The sequence below is a fragment of the Actinomadura sp. SCN-SB genome (genome assembly GCF_043906805.1).
Lineage (GTDB): Bacteria > Actinomycetota > Actinomycetes > Streptosporangiales > Streptosporangiaceae > Spirillospora.
Window position 1 is genome coordinate 1 of the sequence record NZ_JBIMPP010000098.1, and the last position, 23,662, is coordinate 23,662.

The following is a 23,662-nucleotide window of genomic DNA, read 5'->3' on the forward strand; positions in this document are numbered from 1 at the left end:
TACTGCCCGGCGCGGCGTGGCAGCGGTGCCGCACCCGCTACCTGCGCAACCTGCTCACCCGCGCACCCAAGTCAGCCCAGCCGTGGGTTGCCACGCTGGTGCGCACCATCTTCGGCCAGCCCGCCCCCGAAGAAGCCCGCCTCCAGCACGCCCGTGTCGTCGACGGCCTGACGGCCAAGCCCTCCGACGCGCCGAACACCAGGATGCCGCCCGCGACGACCCGTCGACCTTCGCCAGACTGCCCGCAAGCGGGGCTTTGGCCAGGTATTTCAGGCCCATGTAGCGGCGAGCCCCGGTCCATTCATCGGCCTGCTCCATCAGGACTGCGCCGACGAGGCGGGTGATCGCGGCCCGATCGGGAGATCCCGACCACGTCGGTGCGCCGCCGGATCGTCTTCTCAGTCGTTCCTGCGGAGTGTTAGACCAGATCTGCCGCCACAGTTGCCGCGGTGATCGAGGGCCCCACACCCGACCCCAAGATCGACAACCGAGAAAGGACTGCTTAACCTGCAAAAACAGGATCATGCGGGGGCGGCTCTCACACCACTTCGCTGGACGTGACCGCCCGTATCCGCTTGTGGGTACGCCTCGGTGCGCCCTGGCGGGATGTCCAGCCTGGAAGGACTCCTGGCGATTGATGCCCTGTTCCGCTGCTCGCAGCGCCTATATCGCCTTGCTGTTGGGTCCGCTTGGGGATGGTGCGGTGGCCGGGCGCGGGCAGGGGCGGTCGCAGGGCCGCCCTTGAGGGCGCTCAGGTCGAGCCCATTGCTCATGGAGGTCGAGGCTCTGTTCCGCTGCTCGCCGTGCTATCCCGCCTTGCTGTCTGATCCACTTGGAGGGGACGGAGCAGCGGCCTGGGTACGGGCAGCAGTGGTCGCAGGGTCGCCTTGGACGGGTGGCCGGGTCGAGCTCATTGCTCTTTGCGGTGACGCCTTGTTCTACCGCTCGCAGCGCCTATCCCGCCTTGCTGCCTGATCCGCATGGAGGGGTGGAGTGGCGGTCTGGGTGCGGACAGCAGCGCTGCGGGTTGCCCTGAGGGCAGGTCGAGCCTGTTACTCATGGGGGTTGAGTCTGTTCCGCTGTTCGCAGCGCCTATGTCGCCTTGATGTTGGGTCCGCTTGGGGATGGTGCGGCGCTAGCTGGGGGCGGGTAGCAGAGGTCGCAGGAGCGTCCGTGGGGGCGGGCGGGGTGAAGCGGCTGCGGGGTCTCCGGTGGTTGGTTCTTAGGGGACCAACCACCGGAGACCCCGTTGCCTGGTGGTCAGGACGCGTCGTGGCGCCTCGTGTCCTAGTTGCGGTTGGTCGTCATGCGTTTGACGAGCATGGTGTCCTGGGCGGAGCAGTTCGGTCCCACGACCCAGATGGTCAGGCTGTCCGAGGAGGCGCCGGGGGCGGCGATGACGGTGGCGGGCTTGCCTTCGTAGGTGGCCGAGTCGACCAGTGACGGGGGTTTGCCGCCGGTGACGCGGGTGACGCAGCCGATGAGGCGCTGGTCGGGTGGGCCTCCCGCCGACCGATGCTGCGCGTTACCGTCCAACGCGCTGTTCACCTGCCTGCCGAGCGTGTCGGCGCGGTAGTCGGTTCCGCTTCGGGAGTACTCGAAGCGGCCACCGGCCGCGGCGTCCGGGACCTCGGCCATCTTGCTCGGGGCCGGGGCCGCCGGGGCTCCGCCGCCCTCGGAACGCGTCTGCGGGTCGGTCATCCTGGCCGCGCCGGTGCTGTCGTTCGAGGCGCCGCCGTTCAGGGCCAGGGTCCCGACGAGGGCTCCGCCACCGAGCACGACGACCGTCGCGGCCGCGGCCGACAGGATCCGCCAGGGCCGGGCACGGCGCCTTCGCTCCATGCTCACCACGGTGGCGGAGTTCATCGACTCGGCGGCGATCGCCGAGTCGATGCGGGACGCCAACTCGGGCGGCATGGAGGGGACGGGGGCCTCGGCCAGGATCCGGGACACGTCCGCAAGGTCGGCGGATCGTTCCCTGCATTCGGCGCAGGTATCGAGGTGCGCGTTGACGGAGGCGGCACGATCGTCTTCAAGGAGACCCTCGGCCAGGTCGGCCAAGGTGTCGTAGTCATAATGCGCGGGGTTCATTGAGGCAGGCCACCTCCTTCCACACCTCCGACGTTTCTGCTGTCCCGACGGTTCCTATGGTGCAGCAGAAGGGGGGCGAGCCTGGCGCGTCCCCGGGCACAGCGGCTCTTGATCGTTCCAGGGGGTACTTCCAGCACCTGAGCCGCGTCGTCGACCGAGTAGCCCATCATGTCGACCAGGACGAGCGCCGCCCGCTGCTCGAACGGCAGCATGGCGAGCGCGGAGTGGACGTCCAGGGCCACGCCATGGGCGTCGGTCGGGTCGGGCATCTTGGGCGCGACCGCGTCGAAGGTGGCGTCGTCCCCCATGGGCGTGGCGGGCCGTACCGACTTGCGGCGGATCCGGTCGAGGCAGGCGTTCACCACGATGCGGTGCAGCCAGGTGGTCACGGCGGCGTCGCCGCGGAACCGCCCGGCCGCGCGGAACGCCGACAGGCAGGCGTCCTGGAGCGCGTCCGCGGCCTCCTCAGGGTCACCGAGCGTGCGCAGCGCGACGGCCCACATCCGATCGCGGTGCCGGTGCACCAGCGTGGCGAACGCGTGCGGATCCCCCTGCGAGTGCCGGGCCAGGAGTTCCTTGTCCGGCACCTCATCCACATGGCGCGTGCGCACCGACGTCATGAGCGACCCCTCTCACGGGCGCCCGCGCCGATCCGCGCCGGGTAACTGCGATCGATCCTGCCTGGTCGGGTCGACACCGCTGAAATCCTGAAGGGAGGGGACATTCTGCTTCCAGGAACGATACCGAGAAGCGATGCGCTGTGGCACGAATCGTGACGGGCTGCGGCAGGCGGCCCCAGATGGAACCGGCCGGGCTCAGGTGCGCGGGGTGCCCAGGACGGTGATCTCGCTGATCTTGCCCTTGCGGGACGGCGGGAGCTTGGTGAACCAGACCAGGACGTAGCGGCCGCTGGGCCGGCCCGTGGTGGTGATCGTGGTCTCGCCGGGGGTGGTGACCTCGCGGCCCACGGAGGTGAGGGAGCCCGGGCTCCGCCCGTCGCCGATCTTGACCTGGAGGGTGCCGCCGCCCTCGGGCACGTTGACCTTGACGCTGCTGACCTGGACGGGACGTCCCATGTCGAGCAGGACGCCGAGGCCCTTGGCCAGGTTGCCGAAGTTGACGTCGGCGTAGGTCTGGGTCTCCCACTCGCGGCGGGTGTCGCCGTCGGTGACGAGGCCGAGACGTTCGCCGATGGACTCGTCGTGGCGGCCGTTCATCGACTCTTCGGCGGGCGAGACGTTCTCGACGTTCAGCTTGGTCACCTGCGGCGTGGACGGCTGGGACTGCCGGCCGGTGTCCTTGGCGCTGGGGGAGGCGCCGCCTTCCGAGCCGTCGCTGCGGGAGATCGCCCAGGCGCTCAGGCCGACGATGACGGTGAGCGCCGCGGCGGCTATGCCCAGCAGGGCGCGGTTGCCGCCGGGGAGGCCGCCGGGCCCTCCGGAGAGTGGACGGCCCGAGCCGAGCGACCCGGCCTGGGTGGTGCGGCTGCCGACACTGGAATGCCGGCCCGTGGCGTGGCGCGCGGGGCGGCGCCCACCGGGAGGGTCCGGGACGGTCCGCTGTGGTGACCCGGCCGTGGGAGGGCGCCGGGCGTGGCGGTTGACCTGCCGGGGACGGGTCGGCGGCGGCTGCTCGTGCTGCCGGGACGACGATGAGGACGACCGCTGAGCCTGACCCGAGGCGGGCCTCTGGGGCGGCGCCGGATGGGTGTTGAGTCCCGCGAACAGCGGCAGCGGGGTGCGCGGGACGCCGCGCAGGGCCTTGGCGAGCGCGGTGGGGTCGGCCAGCGGTTCCTGGCCGGGGACCTCGATGCCCAGGCAGCGGCACACGATCGAGTCCACGGCGAGGGGGACACCGGCGCGTAGGCGCCGCGGTGGCAGGGGCATGCCCTCGGCGTCGTTCGACGGGGCGGCCGGCAGGGACGAGCGGTCGGGGTCGAGGGGCCAGTGCGCGGTCAGCGCGGCGTAGAGCAGGCCGCCCAGGGACCGGACGTCCTGCTGGGCGGGGTCCTCGGCGTAGCGGTCCGCGAGGACGGCGTCGGTGGCGACGCCGAGCAGCTTGACCGTGCCGCCGTTCGTCCACACCAGGTCGCGCGGGGACAGGCACAGGTGGGCCAGGCCGCCCTCGTGCGCGGCGGCGATCGCCTCGGCGGCCTCGTAGAGGAGGGTGGTGGCGCGGCCCGGCTCCAGCGGTCCCTTGCCGAGCATCTGCTCCAGGGTCTCGCCCACGACCCACTCGCTCACGACATAGGCGTTCTCGCCGCTGTCGTCGGCGTCGAACACCTGGGTCAGGCGGGGGTCGGTGAGCCGGCTGGCGGCGCGGGCGGAGGTGACCACCTCGTGGACGCGGGGGAAGTCGGGGTCGAAGGTCCGGACGGCCACGGCACGCGCGAGGATCTCGTCGATGGCCTTCCAGAGGGCGGAGCCACCCGCGTCGCTGATGCGCTCCTCGAGGCGGTAGCGTCCGGCGAGGCGGGTGCCGGGCTCGATGACGGACGTGCTCACAGCGTCCTGCACAGGTGGTCAGATCCCATGTTCGTGGCGTGGCAGCTTACGCCTCCGACCCTCCTTTTGTTTTCCCAGGGTGTCGCCCCGCAAGCCGTAGTCCCCAACATGGTAGTGCTTACTCAGTTGGGGAACCGACTTATCGGCGCGCGTCTCAAGTACTTTGTCACGCCTGTCTCACGGCGGCGAGAGATCCCACGGTTCAGGCGCTTCGCGCGCCGGCTTTCCGTGCCGCGAGGGTGGTGCGGTCGCCGTTCCGGCGGGTGGTGTCAGCCCCTTCCGGGAAGCCTCCGGGTGACCGTTGAGAGCATGGAACCGATTTCCTCGACCCTCATCATCCGCGCGAAGACCAGGTAGAGGAGCCCGCCGCCGGCGCTGCCGGCGACCAGGGCCAGCAGCCCGGAGTCGAGGCCGGTGCCGAGCGCCGCGTTCACGACCGCGTGCGTCGCGTACGCGAAGCCGATCAGCGGCCACAGCGCCACCACCAGCTTCAGGTACGCGACGAAGATGCGGCGGCCGTCCATCCCGCCCAGCCGGCGCCGCAGGACGAGCCAGCCGAGCGCCGCGCCGACCGTCTGCGCCACCGCGAACCCGCCCGCGATCCCGACGATGATCTTGTCGGTGGGCAGGAGCGCGTACGACAGCAGCGCCATCACGATGTTGGTGACGACCACGCCGACGCTGATGAACGCGGGCGTCCGGGTGTCCTGCATCGCGTAGAACACGCGGAGCATGAGCTGGTACGCGGCGAACGGCACCAGCGCCACCGCGAACATCCGGAGCACGTCCGCGATCACCTGCGCGTTCGCCACGGTGGTCTGCCCGTGCGCGAACAGCACGACGGCGATCTCCGAGGCGAGCACGCCCATCAGCCCGGCCGCGGGGAGGATCACCACCGAGCACAGGCGCAGGCCGTTGGAGAAGTCGTCGCGGACGTCCCGCATCCGGCCGCCCGCCGCGTGCTCGCTCATCCGCGGCAGCAGCGCCGTGATCACCGAGACGCCGATGATCGCGTACGGGAGCTGGAAGAGCTGGTAGGCGTTGAAGTACGGGGTGTACCCGACGTCGCCGAGCCCGTCCTTGCGGCCCAGCACGCCCGCCGCGTTGGCCAGCCGGGTGGTCACCGCGAAGCCGATCTGCGTGATCACGACGTAGGTCAGCGTCCAGACCGCCATCCTGCCGATCCGGCCCAGCTCGCCCTTCTTGAAGTCGAGCCGCGGACGCCAGCGGAAGCCCGAGCCGCGCAGCGACGGCCAGAGCGCGAGGGTCTGGAGCGTCATCCCGCCGATCGTTCCGGCTGCCAGCAGCGCCACCTGCCCGTTGGAGATCGACTCGGGTGTCACCCGTCCGCTGGCCACCACCAGGAACGTGGCGGCGGTGGCGCAGATGACGATGTTGTTGAGCACGGGCGCCCACATCGGCGCGCCGAACCGCTTGCGCGTGTTGAGGATCGCGCCGGAGAACGCGCTGACCCCCAGGAAGAAGATCTGTACCGCGAACAGCCGGGCGAACAGCACCGCCAGGTCCCGCTGCGCGCCCTCCATCGCGCCGCCGTAGATCGTGATGAAGACGGGGCCGAGGAGGACCGCCGCGGCCGTCATCGTCGCGAGCCCGGCGATGGCCAGGGTGAACAGGCGCTGCTCGTAGCGCGCCCCGTACTCGGGGTCCTGCTCCCTCGCCCGGACGATCAGCGGGACGACGACGGCGGTGAGGATCCCGCCGAGCAGCAGGTCGTAGATGATGAACGGGACGGTGTTGGCGGTGTTGTAGGCGTCCGCGAGCGCGCCGGTGCCGAGCGCGGCGACCAGCATCGCGGTGCGCAGGAAGCCGGTGATCCGGGACGCCAGGGTGCCGAGCGCCATGATCGCGCTGGAGCGCAGCACTCCGGTGACGCCGCCCCGCCTCTCCCCTCCGCCGCCTTCGGGCATGGGGGTCTGCGGGGTCTCCAGTTCGGCGGTCGCCTCCGGGGCTCCCGCCCCCGGCGCCACGCCGGGGAAAGCGCCGGGAGGCACGCCCACGCCCGGCGGCTGATTCGCCCCGGGCTGACCCGTGCCCGCGTAACCGGCGACCGCCGGCCGGCCCGGACCTGCACCCGCACCCGCGCCCGGATGACCCGCGCCCGCGCCCGGATGACCCGCACCCGGACCGGCGCCTGCGCCCGGGTAACCCGCGCCCGATCGGGCGGCGCCGGGGTGGCCCGGTTGGGGTTGCCCAGGGGACGGCTGCTGCTGCCGTGCAGGCGGATGGCCCATGCCCGGCTGGGGCGGAGCCGCCTGCGGACCCGGGTAGCCCGTCCCGGAGTAGCCCGCGCCCGGTTGGCCCGGACGAGGCAGGTCGCGTCTAGTCGGGGTCTCCGGGCTGGGTGCCTGGGGTGGTGTCGGGGCCGGAGGGTAGCCCGGTGTCGCTTGCGCGGCCGGGCCGCGGCCCTGGCTCGGGGTCTGGTTGCCCCACTCCTGGTTGTTCCAGCCCTGACCCTGGGGCGGCCCAGGGGGCGGCGGTGGCTGAGGTCGGCCCGGTGGTGGGGTGTACGGGGGTGGACCGGTCGGCGCCTGTTCCGGGTACCACTGCCGGCCGGGCGGCACCGCGGGCGGTTGGAGGGGGGAACGCGGCGGCATGGAACCCCGCCCCGGCTCCTCCGGCACGCCCGTCTCCGCCGCCGTCGGCCTGCCCGTCGCCGGGGGCGGGTCCGAGCCCGGCGGGGTCCCCGGCGAAGGGGGCTCCTGGTTCGGGGGTTCCGGCCGCCGCCGGTCCCGTTCCGGTCGATCCGTCACCGGCTGCCTCCGAATTCCGGCGGCGCCTCGCTCGCATGGCCCGCACTCCGACGCCCACGAAGAGTACGGCAAGTCCGCCACCGGTGATGAGCAAGGCCAGCCGCCCGTACCCGGTGGTGCGCACGGTGATGGTGGTGGTCGGTCCGAACGCCCGGTTGTCGGCGGTCCGCAGCCGCAGGTGCACCTGGACGTTGCCGTTGCCCGCCGACCTGATCGGGATCGGGCGGGTCACCTTCTGCTCGGGACCGAGCTCGATCACCTCGTCCTCGACCCGCCCGACCTGGAGCCGCGTGGTGTTCTCCGGGACGACCACGAGCCGCACCCTGATCGTCTGGTCGGGAAGGTCGTTGACGATGGTGATGGGGATGCGGCCGGAGCTGCCGGCGAGCGAGACCCTGCTGTTCTGGGACGTGATGATGCGGACCCGTCCCATGTCCCTGGCGATCCGGTCGGCCAGCGCCTGCCGGGTCGCCACCGCCCGCCTCTTGTGGCGGGCGCTCCCGCGCCAGTAGGACGACTCCATGCGCAGCACGGCGCGCGTGTAGTTCATCGTGACGGGGCTGACCATGATCCGGATGAAGCGCGCGGCCGAGCCGGCGATGTCGTCGACCCTCTCAAGGTAGGTCGCGTCCAGCTCGGCGGCCTCCAGCTCGTCCGGGTAGCCGCGGTAGTCCCGCTCCTGCGGCGGGGCGTTCACGATCTGCTCCAGCCGGGTCCGCTGCATCCAGACCGCGCCGGAGGTGTAGGTCAGCAGGTTCTTGGCGAACGCGGGGGACGGGTTCCAGCGGCGGTCGGGCACGATCACCAGCGAGCGGGCGACCTCCGGCGCCTCCGCGGCGATCATCGCGGTCTCGGCCAGGAAGCGCTGCTCGGCCAGCACCGCCGCGCCCGGCGCGCGGGTGTCGGCACTGACGATCTTGTTGAGGGTCTCGTCGTACACGATGGCGCGCCTCGGCCCGTCCCTGGTCGGCACCTGGGTGGTCGCGCTGGGCGTGTACCCCTGCGGGGGGTCGGCGAACGCGGCGCTGCTCATCACGAAGGCGCCGTTGCCGCCCAGCCGGCCGTGCGCTGCGAGCTGGTTCAGCGTGCCCTGGCCCGCCATCCCGGACGGCGGCCACGCGGCGTGGACGGTGGGCTGCCGCCCGAGCACCTGCCCGGCCACGCCGGTGTTGGCGTACGCGTCCGCCAGATGGCCGGACATGTTGTGGCGGACGAGCGCGACGGCGTCCGGGTCGGCGTACGGGACGACGAAGTAGGGGTCGCCCTTGGACGCCGTCTTCAACGCGTTCAGCCACTGCGCGGCGACGGTGCTCTTGGGTTTGCGGGTGCTTTCCTTGGCGCGCGGTGCCCGCACCGTGTACGACCCGTTCGCCATGGTCTGGACGTCGTCCAGCAGGGCGGGGTCGATCGACCAGGTGATGGGGGTGCCGGTCGAGGCGGCGGCCTGGACCAGGCCGTGCAGCCGGCCGCCGGGGGACATGTCGGTGGTGAGCCGGTCGCTGGTGAAGGTGTCGTCGGTGGTGCGGTGCTGCCGGTCGATGAGCGGCCAGATCCAGCCCACCGACAGCCGCTTGAAGTCGCGCCGCTCCGGAACGAAGGTGATGAACGTGTTGATCCCGGAGAGGACCTGCCCGTACTGGTTCACCACCTCGACGCCGATGGGGTAGACGCCGAACTCGCCGTACCCGACCGTCGCGGTGTTGGTGCTGAGCGAGAACGGCGCCGAGCCGCCCGCGGTGTCCACGGCGGGAAGCCGGCGCTGGTCGCCGATGCCGCGGAGCCAGGACGGCTGCCCGGCGGCGTACTGGGCGAGCTGGGTGCGGCTGGTCATCCGCGTCGCGGAGGTGCGCAGCCGTACCGAGACGCCCGGGAGGTCGCGGCCGGCGCGGTTCTGGACCGTGCCGGTGATGGTGATCTTGGACTTGGCGCCGGACGGCCCCGCGGTCTTCGGGCCGACCGTGCCCAGCACCAGCGACACCGGCGATTTGACGCGCGACACGGCGTGCGCGGCCGGCTCCCGGGCGGCGCCGGCCGTGGCCGGTGTGGCGCAGGTGAGCAGGGCGGCCAGCGCGACCGCGCGGATGACCGTTCTCACGCGCCGCCCACCGGGAAGCGGTCCACCGGGTCGTCCGCCGGTTCCGGTACGGCCGCCCGAGGACGGCGGGCGTCGGCTCCCCGGGTCGGTGCCGGGCGCGGCCCCCCGGACACCCCGGGCTTCGCCCACGTCGGAATCACGGGGTTGATGGTAGTCCCGGCGCCGCCGGGGTCAGGCCGGACCGCCCGTCCGCGACGAAGGATCGGGCCGCCGCGCGGGCGATCCGTCCCCTGCATGGGCCACCCCCAGATCGTCGGTGTCCGCCTCTGTGTGCCGACCTGTGTGCCGTCGTGCCCTGTCGCCGGGCATGCCCCCTACCCTGCCGCCTGGCATCTCACGTTTCCGTAAAAAGTTGGTGGTTCGTCAGTTCTCCGCTGATTGCGCGGGGCCGTCCGGCGGGATCAGCGCCGTGCCGGGACGGCTCCGTCCGGTCCGTCCGGAGGAAGGCGCGGGCGTTCCGGAGGGCACGGAAGGCATGGAGGCCAGCGGGACGGCCGAGGCGTGGGGCGCGGACCAGTCGCACAGGTGGACGGGTTCGGCGCGGCTCAGCGCGAACAGGTCGAGCGCACGGATCCCCAGTGCCGTCGAGGGCTCGCCGGTGGCGGTGTAGACGACATCGTCCACAGGAAGGCTCTCCACGAGCGTCCGGTCGATCAGCACCCGCACGCTGTCCGGGAGCAGCAGCGGGCACACCAGGTCCGCCGCGTACTCCGTCACCGTGTTGATCAGGTCGGCGCGGGCGGGACGGATCAGCCGCGCCGACACCGCCAGCCGCGCCGCCTCCGCCGACGGCTCGCTTCCCGCCGGGACGATCGCCGCGGTGAGGAAGCGCCGGCTCCGGTAGACGTCGTTGCAGGCGAAGACCCGGGTGGCCAGGCACCGCTCCGAGGGCAGGCCGAGGGCCCCCGGCAACTCGCCGGAACGGGAGATCGCGATGGGCAGCCTGACGATCTCGTGCTGGATCTCGCGTTCCAGGAGCGCGCGATGGATCGTGAGTGCGTCCTTCATCTTCAGCTCCGTCCCGCGGGGATCCTCCCCGCACACTCCGGTTCAGGTCACTCCCCGGCGCGCCCCGGATGCCCTTCCAGGGTGCGCCCTCGTGCCGTGCCGATGTACCGGTGCGCCCGATGGGCCGTCGTGCCGTCGTGCCGGACACAGGGATCCCGACATACCCTCGGAGTCTGGCTTCATCCCTCCCGCACCTCCCGCTCCTCCGCCGCCGGAGACGTTCTGCGCGCACTGGAGACGCGGTGAGGCGCGCCGCCGTGTTCCCCGCTACCGTTGACCGTCTTACGAGAGCACGGGCCGGTCCGATCGCGCGGGAGCCCATCCGGGTGCCCAGAACGTAACCCCGGGGATGGCGCCGTGGGAAGGGCTCGCTCACCTTCCACGGAGCCGGGTGCGCGGGTCGGCCCGAGTGGCCGGAGGATCCCGCTCCGCCGCCCCTCGTAACCCTTTTGTCAGCCGCTTAACGAGGAAATACGCTGGATGGCCGTGCCTCATCGCAACACTCAGCCCCAGTCGCAGCCGTCCCCCGCACAGCGCGTCGCGCTCGCCGAGCTGCTGCGCGGGATCGCCCCGGTCGCGGACGAGCTCGGCGCCAGGTTCGAGGCCGCGGGGCACGAGCTCGCGCTGGTCGGCGGGCCGGTCAGGGACGCGCTGCTGCGCCGTCCCGGCACGGACGTCGACCTGGCCACCGACGCGCCGCCCGACGAGGTCCTGCGGATCGTCGACGGCTGGGCCGACGCCCTGTGGACGATCGGGATCGACTTCGGCACGGTCGGGCTGCGCAAGGGCGGGTACCAGCTGGAGATCACCACCTACCGCAGCGAGTCCTACGACCCGCGCTCGCGCAAGCCGCAGGTGAAGTACGGCACGTCCCTCCACGAGGATCTGCGGCGCCGTGACTTCGCCGTGAACGCGATGGCGGCACGGCTTCCCGGGCACGAGTTCGTCGACCCGTTCGGCGGGCTCTCCGACCTCCAGAAGAAGGTGCTGCGAACCCCCGGCCGCCCCGAGGACTCCTTCGGCGACGACCCGCTGCGGATGCTGCGCGCCGCACGGTTCGCGTCCCAGCTCGGGTTCACCGTCGCGCCCGACGTGGTGAGCGCGATGACGGACATGGCGGAGCGGATCGAGATCGTGTCCGCCGAGCGGATCCGGGACGAGCTGTCCAAGCTGATCTGCGGCGAGTACCCGCGCAAGGGCCTGACGCTGCTCGTCGACACCCGGCTGGCCGACCACGTGCTGCCGGAGCTGCCCAAGTTGCGGCTGGAGATCGACGAGCATCACCGGCACAAGGACGTCTACGAGCACTCGCTGATCGTCCTGGAGCAGGCGATCGCGCAGGAGGAAGAGGGACCCGACCTGGTGCTGCGGCTGGCCGCGCTGCTGCACGACATCGGCAAGCCCAAGACCCGCCGGTTCGAGCCGGGCGGCCGGGTGTCGTTCCACCATCACGAGGTGGTCGGCGCGAAGATGGCGCGCAAGCGGCTCACCGAGCTTCGCTACCCGAAGGACGTCGTCTCCGACGTGTCCCGGCTCGTCGAATTGCATCTGCGTTTCCACGGCTACGGCACCGGCGAGTGGACGGACTCCGCCGTGCGCCGGTACGTACGGGACGCGGGCCCGCTGCTGCCCCGCCTGCACAAGCTGACCCGTGCCGACTGCACCACCCGCAACAGGCGGAAGGCCGAACGGCTGCGCCGCTCGTACGACGACCTGGAGGCGCGGATCGAGCGGCTGGCCGAGGAGGAGGAACTGGCCGCCATCCGTCCCGAGATCGACGGCAACGAGATCCAGAAGATCCTCGGCATCAAGCCGGGCCCGACGGTCGGCAGGGCCTACCGCTTCCTGCTGGATCTGCGCCTGGACCGGGGCCCCATCGGCAAGGAGGCCGCCGCCGAGGAACTGCGCCGCTGGGCCGCCAAGGAGGGACTGCTTCCCTCCGGCCCTTCATCGGACTCCGAGAACGACGCCTCCGCGGGCGACAAGGACGCGGCGACCCCCGACGACGGCCGGGGACAGTGAACGTGGAGCTCAGGCTCGGGCGGATGAGCCCCATGGAGACCGAGCGGCTGCTCGCCTTCGATCGCGACCACATCTGGCATCCGTACGGGCCGATGCCCGCGACCGCGCCCGTGTTCCCCGTGGTGTCGGCGTCCGGGGTGCGGATCACCCTGGCGGACGGCACGGAGCTGATCGACGGGATGTCGTCGTGGTGGGCGGCCGTGCACGGCTACAACCACCCCGCGCTGAACGCCGCCGTGACGAGTCAGCTCGGCAGGATGGCGCACGTGATGTTCGGCGGGCTGACGCACCCGCCCGCCGTGCGGCTGGCCGAACGGCTCGTCGAGCTCACCCCCGAGCCGCTGACCAAGGTGTTCTTCGCCGACTCCGGCTCGGTGTCGGTCGAGGTCGCGATCAAGATGGCGTTGCAGTACTGGCGGTCGCGGGGACGGCCCGAACGGCACCGGCTGCTGACGGTGCGCGGCGGCTACCACGGCGACACCTTCGGCGACATGGCCGTGTGCGACCCGGTGAACGGCATGCACCATCTGTTCACCGACGTCCTCGCGCGGCACGTCTTCGCGCCCGCGCCGCCGCTCGGCTACTCCGCCGAGCCGGACGGGACGTACCTCGCGGAGCTGAGCGACCTGGCCGCCGCGCACGCGCACGAACTCGCCGGAATCATCGTCGAGCCGATCGTCCAGGGCGCGGGCGGCATGCGCTTCTACGCGCCCGAATATCTGCGCGCGCTTCGCGACCTCGCGGACGAGCACGGGCTGCTGCTGATCCTGGACGAGATCGCCACCGGTTTCGGCCGTACCGGTGAGCTGTGGGGCTGCGACCACGCCGAGATCGCGCCGGACATCATGTGCCTCGGCAAGGCGCTCACGGGCGGGTACATGACGATGGCCGCGACGCTCTGCACCGACCGCGTGGCGCACGGGATCTCCACCGGCGAGGCGGGCGCGCTCATGCACGGCCCCACGTACATGGCCAACCCGCTCGCCGCGTCCGTCGCGAGCGCGTCGATCGACCTGCTGCTGTCCCGGGACTGGCGGGACGAGGTCGACACGATCGAGGCGATCCTGACCGCCGGGCTGGAGCCGGCGAAGGACCTTCCCGGCGTGGCCGACGCCCGCGTCCTGGGCGCCATCGGCGTCATCGAAACGCGCGAGCCGGTCGACGTCGCCGGCGCGCAGAAAATCGCGATGGATCACGGCGTGTGGCTGCGTCCGTTCGGTCGGCTGGTGTACGCGATGCCGCCGTACGTCTGCACGGAGGACGAGACCGAGCACATCGTCGACGCGATGTACGCCGTCGCCGAATCCCTCTGACGGAATCCCCGGAGAAATCCGGGGAACCGGCTACGGGACGGTGGCGGCGGCGCGTGACGTCAGGCCCCGATAAATCAGGGCGCCGATCCCGTACGCGGCGACGACGACGCCCAGCGTCGGGTACGAGACGCCGTCCACCGGGAGCCACCCCGCCGCCACGGCCGCGCCCGCCGCGAACGTCGCGTTGAAAAGCATGTCGTACACCGCGAAAACCCGGCCGCGGTACGCGTCATCGATCGCCTCTTGCAGGATCGTGTCGACGCACAATTTCACCCCTTGGGACACCACTCCGAGCGCGAACGCACCGGCCGCCCAGGGCGCCTCCGCGAACGGCGTGCCGAGCACGAGCAGCGACACCGCGCCGCCGCCCAGCAGCCACGCGATCCACGCCTGCTTGCTGATCCGGCGCACCACGATCGGCGTCACCAAGGCCGCCGCGAAGAAGCCCGCGCCGGACACGCCCAGCATCAGCGCGAACGTCGCCAGCCCGTCCTCGGGATCGGAGTTGAAATGGTTCCGGCACAGCAGCAACGTCGTGATGAGGACGATGCCGTACAGGAACCGGTGGAAGGAGATCGCGGCGAGCGCCAGCGCGGCCGGCCGGCGTCGCGCGATATGCCGGCCGCCGTCCACCAGGCCGTGCAGGACGTTCCCCAGCGCCTCCCGCGTCTGCACGGGCGCCTCGTCGAGCTGCGGGCCCAGCACCCGTCGCGGAAGCAGCGTCGCGACCAGGCCCGCGAGCAGGTACAGCCCGGCCGCCGCGAGAAGGATGAGCGCCGTTCCCCGGTCGCCCGCCCCGGAGACGTCCCGGAGCAGGTAACCGAGGCCCGCGCCGGCGAACGCGATGACCGTGCCCGAGGTCACCGAAAACGCGTTCGCCGTCACCAGATGCTCGCGCCGCACCACCTGCGGGAGCCCCGCCGACAGCGACGCGAGGAAGAACCGGTTGACGCCGAGCACCATCAGCACGCCGGCGAGGAACACGACGCCGTCCTCGCCCGCCGCCACCAGCGCCGCGATCAGCGCGACCAGCACGGCCCGGGTCACCGGCGTCCACACCAGGATCTGTCGGCGCTGCCACCGGTCGATGAGGACCCCCGCGAACGGTCCCAGCACGGAGTACGGCAGCAGCGTCACCGCGAACGCCGCGGCGGCCTTCCCCGCCGAGGTCTGCCGCTCCGGAGAGAAGAACACGTAGCCCGCCAGGGCGACCTGGAAGACCCCGTCCGTGAGCTGCGACGTGAGCCGTGTGGCGTACAGCCGGCGGAAGTCGCGCCCGCGAAGAATCTCCCTTAGCACGGCCTCACCCTACGTCCGAGCCGGGCACGCTCCAGCGTCAAGACCCGTCCCGAACCCACATCACGCGGTGCGAAGGGCGGGGTTCTAGCGGGACAGGTAGAGCATCGTGTAGTCGTAGCCCGCGGCGGCGGGGAGGAAGAAGGCGTTGCCCACGCGGCTGCTGTGGAAGAGGGGCATGGCGCGGGCGAGCAGGGGGACGATGGCGGCGTCCTCCATGATCTTCTGGTCGGCCAGGCGCCAGAAGCCGCCGGCGCGTTCGGCGTCGCGGGCGGTGAGCGCCGCGTCGATGAGCCCGTTGACCTCGGCGTTGTCGTAGCCGCCGTAATTGGTGGAGCCGGGCCCGTAGGTGCGGCCGTCGAACAGCGGCTGGATGATCGAACGGCCGTTGTTGCCGTACCAGTCGGGGGTCCAGCCGGGCGCGGCGATGTCCCAGGCGCCTGCGAGGGTCCGCGACGGGGTGGAGATCGTCTTGCCGTAGAAGGTGCCGCCCGAGTCGGCGGACAGCTCGGCCTCGACGCCGCACGCCCTGAGGTTCGCCTTGAGGGATTCTGCGATCAGCTTGTGCACGCTGTTGGTGCGGTACGGGAACTTCAGCTTCAGCCCGTTCGGGTACCCGGCCGCGGCGAGGAGCCTCCGGCAGCGGGCCGGGTCACCGGCCTCGCCCGGGGTGGCGTACCTGTTGGACGGCGCGTACCCGGAGTTGCCCGGCGGGATCACGGTGTGCAACGGCTGGGCGACCTCCGGGCCGCCGACGAGCTTGATGAGGGCGGTGCGGTCGACCGCGTACTGCAGGGCCTGGCGGACGGCGCGCTTGCCGAGCGCGCCGCCGTTGTTGGGACTGCGGATGTTGAAGACCAGGTACGGGCTGTTGGACGGGGTCCGCCGGATGGCGAAGCGCGGGTCGCGGTCGCGGCGCAGGCGCGGCATGGCGGAGGTGGGCACGGGCTGGTCCCAGGACAGGTCGGCGGTGCCGGCCTCCAGTTGCTGCTGAACGGCCTGGGGCGAGTCCTGGCCCAGCGTGATCTGGATCTTGTCCACATAGGCTGCCCGCAGCGGGTCGGTGTCGCGGCGCCACACCGGGTTGCGGCTCAGCACGTACGAGCCGCCCGGCCGGTACTCGGTGATCTGGTACGGGCCGTTGGAGATGGTGTGCTGCCGGAACTCGGCGCTGTCGGGAACGTACTGGTCGTACTCCCGAGGCGCGGGAGCGGCGAACTGGAGCGAGACGAGGTTGAGGAAGTCGCTGGCGGGTTCCTTCAGCCGGAACCTCAGCGTGTGGTCGCCCCTGGCGGTGATGCCTTCGATCTGGTGGCCGTTCTGGTAGGCGGCGATGGCCTTGGCGCTCTTGGCGTCGACGTTGGCGAAGCCGTCGCAGTAGGCGGCCATGCCCTTGATGGTGGAGGTGTAGTACACCTTGCCGCCGGACGGGGACGCCGGGTTGCACAGGCGCTTGAATCCGCGCACGAAGTCGGCCGCCACCACGGGACGGGGCGGCTTGGTGTTCCACAGGACGCCTCGGCGCAGCTTGATGGTGTACGTGCGGTGGTCCTTGCTGATGCCGCCGTTCTCGCGGGTGGGGAGTTCGGCGGCGAGGTCGGGGCGCAGCGGGATGGTCTCGGAGAAGTTGTTGGACGCCTTGTTGCCGAAGAGGGTGCGGGCGAACGTCCGGGTGAGGCCGTACGCGCCGACGCTGTTGGCGCTGGCGGTGTCGAGGTGCTCGACGTCGGAGGAGCCGACGATCCGCAGCGTCCCTCCTGGCTTGGGAGGACCGGTGGGGATCCCGACCGGGTCACCCGGGCCGCCGCAGCCGGCGAGGCCGAGCCCGAGGCCGAACCCGGCGCACACCGCCGTCGCCTTGAGCGTTCCGCGTGCCATGACCGTCCTCCGCTCGGGCCCGTACCGTCCCCGTCGTCACCCGTCCGCATCATCACTTTGGGTGCCAGGTTAGAGCCAGAGCGTGACAAAAATGTCCCACATCGGTGTTTTCCTTTGAGGTTTCTCCGGAGACGGAGAGGCGCCCCGGCGATGGAGTCCATCGCCGGGGCGCCTGGCACGCCGCCATGTGAAGCCCTGTTAAGGCCCTGTGAGGCCGTGCGAGGCCCTGTGCAGGGCTCTCAGCGAGCGACCTCGCCGCGGATGAACTTCTCCACGGCCTCGCGGGCGTCGTCGTCGCTGTACTGCTCGGGCGGCGACTTCATGAAGTAGGAGCTGGCCGACAGGATCGGGCCGCCGATGCCGCGGTCCTTGGCGATCTTCGCGGCGCGGACGGCGTCGATGATGACGCCGGCCGAGTTCGGCGAGTCCCAGACCTCGAGCTTGTACTCCAGGTTGAGCGGCGTGTCGCCGAACGACCGGCCCTCCAGCCGCACGTAGGCCCACTTGCGGTCGTCCAGCCACGGCACGTGGTCGGACGGGCCGATGTGCACGTCGGCCTTGGCCATCTCGTGCGGGATCTGGGACGTCACCGACTGCGTCTTGGAGATCTTCTTGGACTGCAGCCGCTGGCGCTCCAGCATGTTCATGAAGTCCATGTTGCCGCCGAAGTTGAGCTGGTACGTGCGCAGCAGCTCGACACCGCGGTCCTCGAACAGCCGGGCCATCACCCGGTGCGTGATGGTCGCGCCGACCTGGGACTTGATGTCGTCCCCGACGATCGGGACGCCCGCCCGGGTGAACTTCTCGGCCCACTCGGGGTCGGAGGCGATGAACACCGGCAGCGCGTTGACGAACGCCACGCCCGCGTCGATGGCGCACTGGGCGTAGAAGCGGTCGGCCTCCTCCGAGCCCACCGGCAGGTACGACACCAGGACGTCGGCCTCCGCGTCCCGCAGCGCCTGCACCACGTCGACCGGCTCGGCGGCGGACTCCTCGATGATCTCGCGGTAGTACTCGCCGAGGCCGTCGAAGGTGTGGCCGCGCTGGACGGTCACGCCGGTCGGCGGGACGTCACAGATCTTGATCGTGTTGTTCTCGCTCGCGCCGATGGCCTCGGACAGGTCCATGCCGACCTTCTTCGCGTCCACGTCGAACGCCGCGACGAACTCCACGTCACCGACGTGGTAGTCGCCGAACTGGACGTGCATCAGACCCGGGACGCGCGTCTCGGGGTCGGCATCCTTGTAATACTCGACGCCCTGGACGAGCGACGCGGCGCAGTTGCCCACACCGACGATGGCGACGCGCACCGAACCCATCCGGTTGCTCCTTCTCCTGTAGCGGGAACATGGGGTGTCCATCACCCGGCCCCTCGCGGCGGGCCGCAGAGCGCTGATCGCTCAGCGGCGCTGCTCGCGGGGCATGTTCCGGTCCTTGTTGGTGTTGTCGGGTGACTCTGGGGAGGTCGTGCCTTGAGCGGTCTCGCGGGCGGGACGGCCGGTCTGCCCGGTGCCTTCGACCCGCGCCTGCTCGGCCTGCTCGGCCCGCTCCCGTCCGATCAGCTCGTTGAGCCAGCGGACCTCGCGCTCGACGGATTCGAGCCCGTGGTTCTGCAGCTCAAGGGTGTAGCTGTCGACTCGTTCGCGGGTACGGGCCAGCGCGGCCCGCACGCTCTCCAGCCGTTCCTCCAGCCGGCTGCGCCGCCCTTCGAGGATGCGCAGCCGTACGTCGGCCCGGGTGTGCGAGAAGAAGGCGAAGTGGACGCCGAACCCCTCGTCCTCCCAGGCCGCCGGGCCGGCCTCGGCGAGCAGCTGCTGGAGCCGCTCCTTGCCGTCGGCGGTCAGCTTGTAAACGATCTTCGAGCGGCGGCTCTGCAGGGCCAGCGCGACGTTCGGGCCCTCCGGCCGGTCCTCCACGATCAGCCCTTTGGCGAGGAGCTGCTTGAGGCACGGGTACAGGGAGCCGTACGAGAACGCGCGGAACATGCCGAGCAGTGCGTTGAGCCGCTTGCGCAGCTCGTACCCGTGCATGGGGGATTCGTGCAGGAGGCCGAGCACGGCGAGCTCCAGCACTCCCGCGCCCTTCCGGCCGCCCATGCGCTCTCCCCTTCCGCGGAGCCGTGACCCTCAGGATCGCCGGGCCGCCGGAGCGGCCCGATAGGATTCTCTGATGTATCAGCGGTACGTATCGACCTAATGTATCGAGTCGATACATCGCCAAGATACGTACCCGGTCGGCGATCTGGCAAGTGCGTGCTTCATCACATCCGTCACGTCCGGCGCACGGTCGGTGACGTGACGTCCGCTACACCCCCGCCCGGCCCGGGTTCCCGCGCCGCCGGTGATCTCCACAATCGCCGGGGTCGGTCGTACCCTGCTGCCATGAGGCGGCGGCCGAGGCAGATCGTCGACTATGGCCTGGCCCGCAGGGCGGCGCTGGCCGAGTTGCGCTCCGGCCATCTGACCAGGGCCGACGCCTGCGACGCCCATCCGTACCTGCTGCGCGCGGCGCGCTACCACGGGGAGGCCACGGACGAACGTTGTCCGGTCTGCCGGAAAACCCGGCTGACGCACGTCACCTACGTCTACGGTGATGAGCTGGGACGCTACGCGGGCCGGGTCAAGGCGACCGCCGAGCTTGCGGAGATGGCGGGTAAATACGGAGAATTCAGGGTTTATGTGGTCGAAGTGTGCCAGAGTTGCGCATGGAACCACCTGACGGTGTCGTACGTTCTCGGCCACGGAGACGAGCCCCGCAGCCGGCGGGGGTGACGTCATGGCGGTCCCGCGGCCAGCGGGAGCCCGCGGGTCGAGAAAAGGTTCGACGAGCTTGGCGGTCTCCCGCTCACCCGCCTGCACAGTACTCTTCGGACGACGCACCAGCCGTTAACCCCGTTGATGAGGTCGCGTGAGTAATCCAAGCCAGCCCCGACCAGTACCGAGGTCGCCGCGGCCGGGCGGGCAGAACGTTCCCCGCCCCGGTCGATCCGGCGCACGCAGCAGGCAGGGAGCCGTGTCCGGCTCCCAGATGCCCGGCCGTCCCTCGGCCCGCCGTCTGGGCGGCGGACCTGGCCGCCCCGGCGGGCCGCGCGGCGGAGCACCCGGCGGACCCAGGGGCGGCGCCCCTGGCGGGCCGCGCGGCGGCGCGCCGGGAGGCGGCGGGCGTCGCGGCATGGGCCCACCCGGGCCGCCTGGACCTCCCGGAGGCGGCGGTCGCGGTGGCGGCGGTGGACGCGGCGGTGGCGGCGGCTCCCACGGATTCTGGGAGGGAGTCCCCGGCGACGACGACCGCAGAGGCATGGGCCGCCTGCGCCGTGGCGCGGGAGGCGGCTCCGGCGGCCGCTTCGGATCCGGTGACGGCGAACGCACCGGCTGGCGCCGCTACATCCCCAACTGGAAGGTCGTCACCGGGGTCTTCGGCTTGGCGTTCCTCGGCCTGCTCACCCTCATCGGCGTCGCGTACGCGCAGACGCCCGTCCCGTCGGTCGGCAACTCCGACGCGACCAAGACGGCCGCGATCTTCTACTACTCCGACGGCAAGTCCGAGATCGGCCGCATCGGCAAGAACCGCGAGATGGTCACCCTCGACAAGGTGCCCAAGCACGTGCAGGAGGCGGTGATCGCCGCCGAGAACCGCAGCTTCTGGACCGACAGCGGGTTCTCCCCCAAGGGCCTGTCCCGCGCGATCTGGGTCAACCTCACCGGCGGCGAGACGCAGGGCGGCTCGACCATCACGCAGCAGCTGGCCAAGAACTACTACCTCACGAACGAGCGGACGATGAGCCGCAAGTTCAAGGAGATGTTCATCTCCCTGAAGCTTGAGGACCAGCTGGGCAGCAAGGAGAAGATCCTTGAGCAGTACCTCAACACCGTGTACTTCGGCCGCAACGCCTACGGGATCCAGGCCGCGTCGAAGGCGTTCTACCGCAAGGACGTCTCGAAGCTGAACCCGGGTGAGGGCGCCCTGCTCGCCGCCATCATCCAGCAGCCGGGCCGGTTCGACCCCGCCAGCGAGGACCCGGACCTGGTGCGCCAGACCAAGGCCCGGTACCAGTACGTGCTGGACGGCATGCGCAAGACCGGCCAGATCAGCGAGGCCGACTACCAGAAGTACTACGGCGAGATGCCGCCGACCGCGACCAACTCCATCGAGACCTACGGCGGCCAGCGCGGCTACATGATCAAGCGGGCCATCCTGGAGTTGCAGCGCGACCAGGGCATCACCGAGCAGCAACTGCTCGACCAGGGCCTGCGCGTCACGACGACGTTCAACAAGGCGAAGATGGCCTACGCCAAGCAGGCCGTGGAGAGCGTTCTGCCCACCAAGCCGTCCAAGCTGCTCAAGCAGAACATCCGGACGGGTTTGGCGTCGGTCAACACCTCCAACGGCGAGGTCGAGGCCATCTACGGTGGCCCCGACTATCTGAAGCAGAGCTTCGACAACGTCTGGCGTGGCTCCGCGCAGGCCGGTTCGGCGATGAAGCCGTACGTGCTCGCCACCGCGCTGGAGAAGGGGTACAGCCTCAAGAGCACCGTCGAAGGCCGCTCCGGGGTGCAGTTCAACGGGGCGGGCGACGTGGTGCCGCGCGGCACGCCCGGCGCGCTGGATCCGATCCGCAACAGCCACAACAGCCCCGGCGCCGTCGACCTGGTCAAGGCCACCCGCGAGTCGACCAACACCGCGTTCGTGCAGCTCGCGCTGAAACTCGGCGTGCCCGAGGTCGTGAAGAGCGCCGAGAAGGCGGGGATCTCCCCCGACATGGTCGAGCCTTACAAGGGGCAGGCCGGTCTCGCGCTGGGCATCAACGACATCCGGCCGATCGAGCAGGCGGCGGGGTACGCGGTCTTCGCCAACGGCGGCACCTACTACCAGCCGCACGTGGTGAAGAAGGTCAGGCCCAAGGACAGCGACGCCGACTACAAGAAGCTGACGTGGAAGAAGACCGAGAGCGTCTTCAGCACCAACGTCACGCGGGACGTCACCTACGCCCTGCAGCAGGTCGTGGGTCCGGGCGGCACCGCGCCATCCGCCAAGCTCGCCGACCGTCCGGTGGCCGGCAAGACCGGTACGACCGAGAAGAACGTCGCCACCTGGTTCGTCGGCTACATCCCGAAGATCTCCACCTCGGTGACGCTGTTCAACGACAAGAAGAAGACGCTGTCGCTGGACGGGCAGTCCGAGATCGTCGGTGGTGGGCTCACCGCCAAGATCTGGAACGCCTACATGACCAGGGCGACCCGTGGCACGCCGCCGGAGCAGTTCGCCCCGCCGGCCTTCGGCGGCAGGATCGAGCAGTGGGCGAAGCCGCCGAAGCCGAAGGAGGACGAGGAGGAGGACGAGCGCGACGACAGGCGCCCGCCCTACTGCAACAACCCGCGCTTCCAGAACCTCCCGCAGTGCCAGGACCCGAACCGGCCGGGCGACGGGGGCCAGAACGGCGAGTTGCCGCCGTGCGTCAACTACCCGATCGTCGCCAACTGCGACCCGAACAAGCCGCCGCAGGACGACCCGCGGGACGACAGCCTGTGGTGCCAGCACCATCCCAACGAGCGGGTCTGCAAGAACGAGGATGACGACGGCGGCGGTGGCCCCGGTGGCGGTGATCCCCGGCCGGGATTCCCGCAAACGCAGTCGCTGAGCCGACGAGAATGATCGGCGGACGGCGCTAGGTCGCCGCACCGCTCGATCGGCACACGGCCGGTCCCGTCCCGCGGAGGGACGGGACCGGCCGTCTTTTTCGTGACAGGTACGTCTTTTTCGTGACGAGCGCGGTGTGTTGGTGCGCGTCCAGGTCAGGCTGTTGTGGCGTTCGATCCGGTCAATCGCGCCTCCGCGGACCTCGCCTCCGCCGGCCCCGGGGTTACGCTCGAAGCGACGCACAGCCCTGACCAGGTGGCGAGGTCGCGCGTGAGGTACCGAGGCCCGGACGGGCAGGATCACCCCGCTGAGTCCGAACCGGCGGAACTCACCAGAGCCGCCATGGGCGCGAGGCTCGCCAGGGCCGCCGCTGCCGCCCGGGACTCGGGGAGCCGCGGGCATGCGGCCGCCCGCGGCCTCCTCACGCGGACACGTTTCTGGACTCGCTATGCGTTCACGCGCACGCGCTTCTGGACACGCAACCTGCTGAGGCACCTTCGTTCCCGCGCTCGCGTCGTTCTGAGGAGGCGGCCTCGTCCGCCTAAGGAACGTCCGGCCGGTCCGGTGCCTGTTCCAGGACGTCAGGTGTGGCCGCCGCCCGTCCCTCCGGTGATGCCCGGACGGCCACCGGCACCGGCAAGGCCGGAACGTCCACCACCCCGGCGAGGACGGAAGCGCCCGAAGAGACCGAAGGGCCGGGAACGGCGGTCCGGGCGTGGCAGGCGCCGCCGCATCCTGCCGTCATGGACGTCGATCCTGACCGTGATGAGCGGGCTGATGGTCGCCGGCGCCACGCTGATCGCGGTCGCGTACGTCTCCACCCCGATCCCGTCCGAGGCGCAGGCCGCGGCGGTCGCCCAGGAGTCGGTCATCTACTACCGGGATGGCACGACCCCGATCGCCCGGATCGGGATGCACCGCGAGAGCGTCCCGATCGAGCGGATCCCGAAGGTCGTCCAGCACGCCGTGCTCGCCGCCGAGGACCGCGACTTCGAGAACGGGCACGGCGTCTCCCCGACCGGCGTCGCCCGCGCCCTGTTCAAGACT

The 23,662-nt window shown here is 71.0% G+C and carries 16 protein-coding genes and 1 pseudogene; 6 read left to right on the forward strand and 11 right to left on the reverse strand.

Features of this window, described 5'->3' with window-relative positions:
* Window positions 1–2: 2 nt before the first annotated feature.
* Window positions 3–344, forward strand: coding sequence for a transposase (locus ACGWYJ_RS36185; protein WP_395111081.1), 342 nt, complete (start codon window positions 3–5; stop codon window positions 342–344).
* Here ACGWYJ_RS36185 and ACGWYJ_RS36190 read toward each other — a convergent pair.
* The 7 genes and pseudogenes from ACGWYJ_RS36190 to ACGWYJ_RS36220 all read right to left on the reverse strand — a co-directional run.
* Window positions 307–525, reverse strand: a pseudogene (locus ACGWYJ_RS36190) (transposase); the annotation flags it as partial. The gene ACGWYJ_RS36185 and the pseudogene ACGWYJ_RS36190 sit on opposite strands and share 38 nt — an antisense overlap.
* A 762-nt stretch (window positions 526–1,287) precedes the next feature.
* Window positions 1,288–2,091 carry an anti-sigma factor family protein gene (locus ACGWYJ_RS36195; RefSeq protein WP_395111082.1) on the reverse strand — a complete coding sequence of 268 codons (804 nt, stop codon included), beginning with the start codon at window positions 2,089–2,091 and terminating at the stop codon, window positions 1,288–1,290.
* Window positions 2,088–2,711: an RNA polymerase sigma factor SigM gene (gene sigM / locus ACGWYJ_RS36200; RefSeq protein ID WP_395111083.1), complete on the reverse strand. Its 624-nt coding sequence runs from the start codon at window positions 2,709–2,711 to the stop codon at window positions 2,088–2,090. Before sigM ends, ACGWYJ_RS36195 begins: the two co-directional genes overlap by 4 nt.
* 195 nt (window positions 2,712–2,906) lie before the next feature.
* Window positions 2,907–4,595 (reverse strand): AMP-binding protein, encoded by a 1,689-nt coding sequence (locus tag ACGWYJ_RS36205; RefSeq protein ID WP_395111084.1) that lies wholly within the window; start codon window positions 4,593–4,595, stop codon window positions 2,907–2,909.
* A gap of 269 nt (window positions 4,596–4,864) precedes the next feature.
* On the reverse strand, window positions 4,865–6,607 hold the full coding sequence (gene murJ, locus ACGWYJ_RS36210) for a murein biosynthesis integral membrane protein MurJ (RefSeq protein WP_395111085.1): 1,743 nt from the start codon (window positions 6,605–6,607) through the stop codon (window positions 4,865–4,867).
* Window positions 6,608–6,935: 328 nt separating this feature from the next.
* Window positions 6,936–9,461: a DUF6049 family protein gene (locus tag ACGWYJ_RS36215; RefSeq protein WP_395111086.1), complete on the reverse strand. Its 2,526-nt coding sequence runs from the start codon at window positions 9,459–9,461 to the stop codon at window positions 6,936–6,938.
* Between the two features lie 363 nt (window positions 9,462–9,824).
* Window positions 9,825–10,469 carry an aminoacyl-tRNA deacylase gene (locus tag ACGWYJ_RS36220; RefSeq protein ID WP_395111087.1) on the reverse strand — a complete coding sequence of 215 codons (645 nt, stop codon included), beginning with the start codon at window positions 10,467–10,469 and terminating at the stop codon, window positions 9,825–9,827.
* Between the two features lie 480 nt (window positions 10,470–10,949).
* On the opposite strand from ACGWYJ_RS36220, the gene ACGWYJ_RS36225 reads away from it, so the two are divergent.
* Together ACGWYJ_RS36225 and bioA are read left to right on the forward strand one after the other, a co-directional pair.
* Complete coding sequence (locus ACGWYJ_RS36225; protein WP_395111088.1) at window positions 10,950–12,491, forward strand: CCA tRNA nucleotidyltransferase; 1,542 nt, start codon at window positions 10,950–10,952, stop codon at window positions 12,489–12,491.
* 23 nt (window positions 12,492–12,514) lie between these two features.
* Window positions 12,515–13,804 (forward strand): adenosylmethionine--8-amino-7-oxononanoate transaminase, encoded by a 1,290-nt coding sequence (bioA, locus tag ACGWYJ_RS36230; RefSeq protein WP_395111089.1) that lies wholly within the window; start codon window positions 12,515–12,517, stop codon window positions 13,802–13,804.
* 30 nt (window positions 13,805–13,834) lie between these two features.
* On the opposite strand, the gene ACGWYJ_RS36235 is transcribed toward bioA, so the two are convergent.
* The 4 genes from ACGWYJ_RS36235 to ACGWYJ_RS36250 form a co-directional block, all read right to left on the reverse strand.
* Window positions 13,835–15,103 carry an MFS transporter gene (locus tag ACGWYJ_RS36235; RefSeq protein WP_395111090.1) on the reverse strand — a complete coding sequence of 423 codons (1,269 nt, stop codon included), beginning with the start codon at window positions 15,101–15,103 and terminating at the stop codon, window positions 13,835–13,837.
* 84 nt (window positions 15,104–15,187) lie between these two features.
* Window positions 15,188–16,978 carry an ABC transporter substrate-binding protein gene (locus ACGWYJ_RS36240; protein ID WP_395111091.1) on the reverse strand — a complete coding sequence of 597 codons (1,791 nt, stop codon included), beginning with the start codon at window positions 16,976–16,978 and terminating at the stop codon, window positions 15,188–15,190.
* Between the two features lie 239 nt (window positions 16,979–17,217).
* Entirely contained in the window at window positions 17,218–18,297 is a 1,080-nt protein-coding gene (locus ACGWYJ_RS36245) for an inositol-3-phosphate synthase (RefSeq protein ID WP_395111092.1), read from the reverse strand.
* Between the two features lie 81 nt (window positions 18,298–18,378).
* A complete protein-coding gene (locus tag ACGWYJ_RS36250; RefSeq protein WP_395111093.1) occupies window positions 18,379–19,074 on the reverse strand; it encodes a helix-turn-helix transcriptional regulator in 696 nt (231 codons plus the stop codon).
* A gap of 285 nt (window positions 19,075–19,359) precedes the next feature.
* Between ACGWYJ_RS36250 and ACGWYJ_RS36255 the strand changes: the two genes are divergently transcribed.
* The 3 genes from ACGWYJ_RS36255 to ACGWYJ_RS36265 form a co-directional block, all read left to right on the forward strand.
* Entirely contained in the window at window positions 19,360–19,749 is a 390-nt protein-coding gene (locus ACGWYJ_RS36255; protein ID WP_395111094.1) for a DUF5318 family protein, read from the forward strand.
* A 526-nt stretch (window positions 19,750–20,275) separates the two neighbouring features.
* Complete coding sequence (locus ACGWYJ_RS36260; RefSeq protein ID WP_395111095.1) at window positions 20,276–22,630, forward strand: transglycosylase domain-containing protein; 2,355 nt, start codon at window positions 20,276–20,278, stop codon at window positions 22,628–22,630.
* A gap of 750 nt (window positions 22,631–23,380) precedes the next feature.
* On the forward strand, window positions 23,381–23,662 hold a 282-nt coding region (locus tag ACGWYJ_RS36265), incomplete at its 3' end, for a transglycosylase domain-containing protein (RefSeq protein ID WP_395111096.1).

Coding starts and splice junctions, on each gene's coding strand:
- ACGWYJ_RS36195 (WP_395111082.1), bottom strand. CDS start 2,091: ATGAACCCCGCGCATTATGACTACGACACCTTGGCCGACCTGGCCGAG.
- sigM (WP_395111083.1), bottom strand. CDS start 2,711: ATGACGTCGGTGCGCACGCGCCATGTGGATGAGGTGCCGGACAAGGAA.
- ACGWYJ_RS36220 (WP_395111087.1), bottom strand. CDS start 10,469: ATGAAGGACGCACTCACGATCCATCGCGCGCTCCTGGAACGCGAGATC.
- ACGWYJ_RS36225 (WP_395111088.1), top strand. CDS start 10,950: ATGGCCGTGCCTCATCGCAACACTCAGCCCCAGTCGCAGCCGTCCCCC.
- bioA (WP_395111089.1), top strand. CDS start 12,515: ATGAGCCCCATGGAGACCGAGCGGCTGCTCGCCTTCGATCGCGACCAC.
- ACGWYJ_RS36240 (WP_395111091.1), bottom strand. CDS start 16,978: ATGGCACGCGGAACGCTCAAGGCGACGGCGGTGTGCGCCGGGTTCGGC.
- ACGWYJ_RS36245 (WP_395111092.1), bottom strand. CDS start 18,297: ATGGGTTCGGTGCGCGTCGCCATCGTCGGTGTGGGCAACTGCGCCGCG.
- ACGWYJ_RS36250 (WP_395111093.1), bottom strand. CDS start 19,074: ATGGGCGGCCGGAAGGGCGCGGGAGTGCTGGAGCTCGCCGTGCTCGGC.
- ACGWYJ_RS36255 (WP_395111094.1), top strand. CDS start 19,360: ATGAGGCGGCGGCCGAGGCAGATCGTCGACTATGGCCTGGCCCGCAGG.
- ACGWYJ_RS36260 (WP_395111095.1), top strand. CDS start 20,276: ATGGGCCGCCTGCGCCGTGGCGCGGGAGGCGGCTCCGGCGGCCGCTTC.